The organism is Flavobacterium xanthum, assembly GCF_900142695.1.
Lineage (GTDB): Bacteria > Bacteroidota > Bacteroidia > Flavobacteriales > Flavobacteriaceae > Flavobacterium > Flavobacterium xanthum.
On the sequence record NZ_FRBU01000069.1, the window covers coordinates 1 to 6,731 of the forward strand.

The 6,731-nt window shown below is 27.7% G+C and carries 4 protein-coding genes; all 4 read right to left on the reverse strand.

Annotated elements, in window-relative coordinates; translation table 11 throughout:
• Nucleotides 1-99: 99 nt before the first annotated feature.
• From BUC11_RS16040 to BUC11_RS16055, 4 genes are read right to left on the reverse strand one after another with little or no spacing between them, the layout of a single operon-like run.
• Complete coding sequence (locus BUC11_RS16040) at nucleotides 100-960, reverse strand: DUF7281 domain-containing protein (RefSeq protein WP_073355688.1); 861 nt, start codon at nucleotides 958-960, stop codon at nucleotides 100-102.
• Nucleotides 960-4,658, reverse strand: a complete 3,699-nt coding sequence (locus BUC11_RS16045; RefSeq protein ID WP_073355690.1) for an ATP-binding protein — start codon at nucleotides 4,656-4,658, stop codon at nucleotides 960-962. Before BUC11_RS16045 ends, BUC11_RS16040 begins: the two co-directional genes overlap by 1 nt.
• Nucleotides 4,645-5,211 (reverse strand): condensin complex protein MksE, encoded by a 567-nt coding sequence (locus BUC11_RS16050; RefSeq protein WP_084129734.1) that lies wholly within the window; start codon nucleotides 5,209-5,211, stop codon nucleotides 4,645-4,647. The genes BUC11_RS16045 and BUC11_RS16050 overlap by 14 nt, the downstream gene beginning before the upstream one ends.
• A 5-nt stretch (nucleotides 5,212-5,216) precedes the next feature.
• Nucleotides 5,217-6,413 (reverse strand): hypothetical protein, encoded by a 1,197-nt coding sequence (locus tag BUC11_RS16055; RefSeq protein ID WP_073355691.1) that lies wholly within the window; start codon nucleotides 6,411-6,413, stop codon nucleotides 5,217-5,219.
• Nucleotides 6,414-6,731: the final 318 nt, after the last annotated feature.

The window sequence follows — 6,731 nt, forward strand, 5'->3', positions numbered from 1 at the left end:
CTCTTCTTGTTCTTGACATAATTCTGCTAATTTAAGGTTTTTAATCCTATCTTAAATTCACACAAAAAGTTGTACGTTTTTTGGGGAGCAGCATAATTATCATTGGGTTTCGGTCTCAATATAATATTCTTGATCTAAACCTTTTTTTTCTGTATTAATGATTTCCAATAAGTATAAAATTTTTACTTCCTGAATGGTATCTATTTTGAAATTTAGTTTTTGATTATTAAATCTTTCTCTATTTCCATTTTCACATAAAGCACTTTTAATATTTTCAGGTATGAAAAAGGTAGCCTTTTGTGATAGATGCTTTTTGTATTCATTTAAATAAATTCCAATTCCTGCAAAATCAAAATCTCCAAAATGTAAATAGTTATTAGGAACAGATTTTAACCATTTTATTAAATCTTTGTTTTGGTTTTGTGGATAACGAGATACGAATAGTGGATTTAAACCTTCAAATAAGTATTTTTGTTCTTGAATTTGACTAAAGTTTTTGGTGTTTTCGACTCCTATAATGGTTACATTTTTGGGTATTTTAAAAGTTTCATAATCATAGATAAAAATAAAACTACCTAATGTAGGATTGATTGTTACCGTCTGATTGTTTAGTTCAGCAATAATTGGATTATAGCAGTTTATCAAAAAGCCTTTGAATACTCTCTCTTTTGAGTTTTTAGAATCGCTAGTAATTTTAACAAAATCGGCACGAGTTGAATTATCATTTTCTAAAGCTTGAATATACTTGTTCAAGTTATTGATTTGTAATTGATTTATTAAATAAAGGTGTAAGTTGTTTTCATTAAATAGCTGTAAAGTTTTTTTATGTTTTCCCTTTCTAAAAATAATATTTTCCCTTACCAAATCATCGATTAACTTACTTTTTGCTGAGCTGTCAGGAATAGTTTCTCCATTGATTAGTTGTACTAATACTTTTGCTATTTTTAAAGTTAAATCCATTAATTAAGAACTTTGGCGTTTACTTTTACTAAACGATTAATTTTAGTGATGTATTTTTTAGCATCCATTGTGGATTGTTCCTTCGCCAATTTATAGGTGTATTTATAATCTGTCGCATTTTGGCTTGTTGGCGAACCATTAATTAAAAGAATGTTTCTTTCATTGGCAAAACGCAAAATTCCTTTCACATTATTAGGATGAAGTCGTCCAATCTCATCCATCATGCAATGCAATTTAAAATCTTTGAATTGTTTGGAGGCACTTTCTTTAAAAACATTCAGCAGCAAAATATTAATCATCGCCTTTACCAAAACATCAGTTCCTTCACTACCAACATTCGAAAGTTTTTCTACCCAACCCGAATCATTGTCATTTTCTACAATTCGGAATTGTAAATCAAAAGATTCTGATAATGTAAGCGTTGAGTTTTTAGATTTTTCTAACTCTTTTACTAATTGTTTTAATAATTCTACCGCTTTCAGATTTTTTGAATTCGTATCTGAACTTGTAAATAAATTAGATTCTCCTAATAATAAACTATTCTCGTCATTGAATTCTTTTATTTGAATGAGTAATTTCACTATTGAGTTTGAACTTTTTTGCGTTCTCATTTCCATTTCTTTAATGGCTTGCACAAAATTTTTGTTCACAAAATCATCATTAATTTTCTTAATAATTTTTTCAATCTCAGCTTCTTTAGAGTTTAGTTCCGTTGTTTCTCGACCTATTAATCGAATAATATTGGCAAATCGTTCGTTAACTCTCTTTTCAAATTCATTAATTTTATCGGCTTCAATAAATTCTTTTAAGTCTGATGCGAAATTTAAAAAATCGGTATCTTCATTTAATTTCACTTTAAAACTAAAAATATTATGCTCCTTAAAGTTTCCATTGAAAGTATTTATTGACTGTTGTAATTCTTTGAATGTTTCAATTCCTTTATAATGCTTGTCGTTTACTTCAGAAATAATGGTAACAGCCGTTTTTGTATCTTCAATTTTGTGTGTTTCATCACTAAAATAAGATTCAAGTCTTGCGAAAGTTTCCGATTTCTGAAACTCTAAAAACTTGTTTTCATCTACTTGAAATTCAGTTGTTTTCGATTGAATTTTTTCAACAATTTCTTTTTGATTTTTATATTTCTCTTCTAATTTAATAATTTCAATTTTATGTTCTGTTTCAAAAGCATCTTGCTTAATTTCTAAACTTATTTTATTTGCTTTCAGTTCAGGAATTTTATCAAAAAGTTCTCTTTTGTCTTTTTCATATTCAAAAACAATACGTTCGTTATTTGCAATAAAATCTAGAGATTTTCCTAATTCGGTTAATCTAATGTCGATAAAATCAAGTCTTTTTGTATCCGCGCCTTTGTCTTCTAGTTCAGCGTTTTGTTGCTTTTTTAGTTCAAGAATACGAATGTCGGCCTCTTTTTTGTTTGCTAAAATAGCATTTGCAATTGCATCTATTTTAGCACTCTTTATAGTGTTTAGATTAGTTATTTCGGTGTCTCTTTCTTTTTCTTTTAAAGAGATTTTCCGTTCAATTCCTTTTCTGATAGTATCTATTTGCTCTTGTGCCTTAATTTTTTGAGAAGCTGTTTTATCCAAATCACTCTCCAAACCTTGCAAAATTGATTCTTTTTGGGATTTAGATTTCTCAATCCACTGATTTAATTCGATTTTATTTTTTGTTATCTTCTCTTCCGTTTGGATTATAAGGTATTCATTTTCTGCGATAATTTCTTTAAAGTCTTTTAGCTTTTTTTGGAATTTAGTTTTTAGTTTTAGCAAATTAGACTCCTTGTCCAGAGTAATTTTCTCAATTGTTTTGAGAATTTCCGCAATCTTGCTTCGATGTTTATCAATTTCAAGATGGTATTCTTTTACCGTTTTTATACGGCTATTCAAAGCGTTTAAATTCAATTCTATACCAAAAAAAGTAGTCGATTTGTTGTCGATTAATTTAGGATTTAAGTCCGCATTAAAAAGCACATTATCCTCATCGATTACTTTTCCGATGTTGTTTTCCCAGTTAGGCATTGTGTCGTTTAACCAACCGTAAAGTGAAGATTTGCTTTGCTTAATTTTGTTTTCAATTACCTCAATTTCTTGGGCATTGGTATCACTTTTGTCTTTTTCTTTTTCAATGGAAATAGCACAATTTCTTTCGATTTCATTTGTTTCTAATTCCCATTCTTTTCTAATATTGCCTGATTTGTCTTTTGAATCCGAAACAATAGAGTCAGATGACGTCATTTGATTGTCAAGTGTGTTTTTTTCTTCTTTGCACCTTTCAATTTCTGCAACAAAAAACGTCTGATGTTTTAGTTCTGATTTTTTATTTTTAATCCGATTTTCTTCACTTTCAATATTGTTTAATTCGTTCGAAGCTTTTTCTTGTTCCGCTTTATTGTCTTCTTTAATTTGTGTAATCAGAGATTGATACCTGTCATTTAAGGAGAATTTTTCATTTCCAAATTCGCTTTGAATGGTATTAGTTTCTGCATTTTGGTTGTTGGTATATTTCTGATTTTGGTTTTGAACTTGAGAGAGTAATGCGTCATATTTTTGACTGATCGCTCCAAAAGAAGAAGTTAGGATATTTTTTTCTTCACCCAAAGTTTTTTGTTCATTAGTCAATGTGCTTTTTTTTGCTACTTTTTGAATTAAATTAGTAATGTTTTGATTGTTGTATTCTGTTTGTTTATCGCTTGCCTTCGTTAATTCTTTAGTTATATATTTAATCTCGGAAACAATATTTAGTTCTCTTTTTAAATGAAGGTCTTGTATGCTTTCTTTCTTTTTATACATTAAATCTAGTGCGTTCTTTTCAATCAAATAATGAGATGAAAGTACTGGTTTTTGACTTTCAATAAAATACATTCTAGCATTTAAATTGAATGCTAATTCTTTTTTCTCTCTATTCAAATAATTAAAAGTCCTGAATTTGCCAATAACTCTATCTGCTTGATTACGTACAATTATCTGCCCATTTTTATTTTTGTTAAACCATATTTTAATATCGTTAATCTGAGTTTCAAAATCCCGTAAATGACTTTTTGCATAATTTTCAATATCGATTGTAAATTCATCTTCATTTAAAGAATTTATTATCGTGTCTTTAATGAATTTTGCTTCTAAATTTGAATTGAGTAATACGTTTTGGATTGTTCTAGGTATATTTTGATATTGCTTACTTTCGATTAAAGCATATTTCCTGAAATCAGGATTTAGTCCCTTATTGTCGCCATAAATTATTCTGCGAAAATCTTCATAACTTGGAATTAATGCGGTGTAATGAATTTCTTTTCCAAACGCATTTCTTATTTTATCCCAACTTTCAAAGGCTTGATTATTCGTGTCAACAAAATTTTCTCTTTTGTATTCTGAATTAAAAAACCGAAAAGCAACCTTGCCATTTACTTTGTAGGCTAAAACACAAAATGGAACATTATCTTTAACAACTTCATAGATAATGTATGAGTTTTGATACTCAAAATAATAATCATCAAAACTCTTTTTTTCTCTTGGGATGCCCAATCTTGTTTTATTGGCATTGTAAAAAAACAAAATAGCCCGAAGCAAAGTACTTTTTCCTACACCTTGTGTACCGATTAAATGGGTGTTACCATCTAATTCAATTTCTGCATATTTTATGGATGCACTATTTATAAAAACTATTTTATTAAGGTATCTCATTTTCTATTTCTTCGGGAATATTAATAGTTGTTATAATTTCTTTTAAGTAGTTGAACGAGGTCAAAACTTTGTAGGTTTCAGAAATTTCATTTTCTAAAGTGATAAAATTATCCTTTTCTAATTTTTCAATTATTTTTTTAATTCGGTCATAGTTTTTTTGTTCGCTACTTATTTTTTTAAGACTTTCTAATTTCGTTTTTAAATCAGCATTGTTTTTTAACTGATTTACGATGTCTGCAGGAGAAAACCGAAAGCCAACATCAAAAGAAGAATCAAAAGTTTTGAAGAAGTCTAGAGTATCAATCCAATTAAATGCTTTTTCAAGTTTTCTGTCTAAATCAACATTATTTTCTAAACGACTAAAATAGAAATATTCGTTTCCTTGCTCTAAAATGTAATTAATTTGGTAGAAATACTCGTATAAATCTGCAAAAGTATCTTGTTCATCGAGCACTTTATAGAGTGTTTGAATGCGATCATTTGGACTGTTGGAACAGATAAATTGACCTTTACGAAGCACGTCAAATATTTCTGAGGTAAATTTTGTAATCATAAGTATTATCTTGAATATACGATTGCGAATTCTATATTATTTGTTTTTTGAAAATCATCTTCTACGACCAATTCTTGCTCATATTGAGAAATAATTTGACAAAAAACAGTCACTCGTTCATCAAAATCTACTTCTTTATGAAAGTCATAATTAAGAATAAAGTTGAATAGATTATCGCTGGTTGCTACAAATTTATTTCTAATTTCTTCTAAATTTATCATTACCTCACTTTCGATGTTACTTTCAAGGTATTCATCAGAAATTCTATCTGCTAATATGGGTTTGTCCTGTTTTCTATTTTTATGATTTTTTGCAATCTTCTTAATCGTTTCAAAAGCTTTTTCATTTTCTCGAAGAAAATCCAATGATAAGTTTAACGGTTCGCTTAATCTAGTTTCAAAAATAACTTGATTTTTAGCGGCAATTATTTGCTTAATATCCGTTTCGGCTTCAATAGTAAAATGATCTTTTAAGTATTTTAATTTTCGCAATTTCTCTAAAAATTTTCCTTGGTGTTTTATTTGATTTAGGTAATCAATGATTTGCTTTTCTATTTCAATCAGGTTATGTGAAGATTCTCCTAATTGATGTTTTAACTCAATAATAATTCTGTTAAGCTCTTCATCTAATGCTCTGTTGAAAAATGTAATTTCATCTTCGTTAATCAGCTTTAAGGTATGATTAATAAGATTTTCGATGATTTTTCTTTTCGTATCAAGATTTTCTAATTTTAATTGTTTGTTTTTATAATTAGCTTCATTTTTAAAAGTATTCTCTATGTTTCGTCTCAAATCTACGACACTCCTAAGGGTAATAATTCCCATTTTTCTGAAGGTCTTTTTTATAAATCGTAGATAACTATATTTTTTGTTCTCGTTGTTTTCGTTTAAAAAGTAATCAATATTTTCTCTGATATTTTTGATATTTTCATCAATATAAGACAAGTTAATTTCCTCATTAACATCCAGAATCTGTTCAAAAAATTCTAAAAATTGGTCGTCAAGTTCTAAAAGTCCTCCATTTTCTCTTACAACTGACCTTTGTATTAAATAATCAATCCGATTTTCGTCATAATCGACCAACGCTAACGCATCACTGTACTTGTAATTAATAGATTTTCTTTTGCTAAACATTTCAGAAATTAGTTTTTCCTCTCTTTTCAAAGCAGAAATTAATTCCTTAATGTCATTGAATGTATTCATCTATTTGATCTTTATTTTACTAATTTGATATATTAATGTAAGAGAATGAGTTAAAATATATTAAATCAAATATAATATTTATTTTAAGTGATTGGTTAAGAATCTAATATTTTTCAATAATTTATAATAAGTTAAATTATTGAATTGATACTTTGATTATTTTAGTCAAAAAATATAGATCTCTAGTTTCAATTTTCTTTAAATTCATATATTTTATACTTTTTATGCTGCTCCCCAAAAAACGTACAACTTTTTGTGTGAATTTAAGATAGGATTAAAAACCTTAAATTAGCAGAATTATGTCAAGAACAAGAAGAG

Excerpts from the sequence above, each read along its gene's own strand:
- BUC11_RS16050 (WP_084129734.1), bottom strand. The coding sequence starts at position 5,211 with ATGATTACAAAATTTACCTCAGAAATATTTGACGTGCTTCGTAAAGGT.
- BUC11_RS16055 (WP_073355691.1), bottom strand. The coding sequence starts at position 6,413 with ATGAATACATTCAATGACATTAAGGAATTAATTTCTGCTTTGAAAAGA.
- BUC11_RS16040 (WP_073355688.1), bottom strand. The coding sequence starts at position 960 with ATGGATTTAACTTTAAAAATAGCAAAAGTATTAGTACAACTAATCAAT.
- BUC11_RS16045 (WP_073355690.1), bottom strand. The coding sequence starts at position 4,658 with ATGAGATACCTTAATAAAATAGTTTTTATAAATAGTGCATCCATAAAA.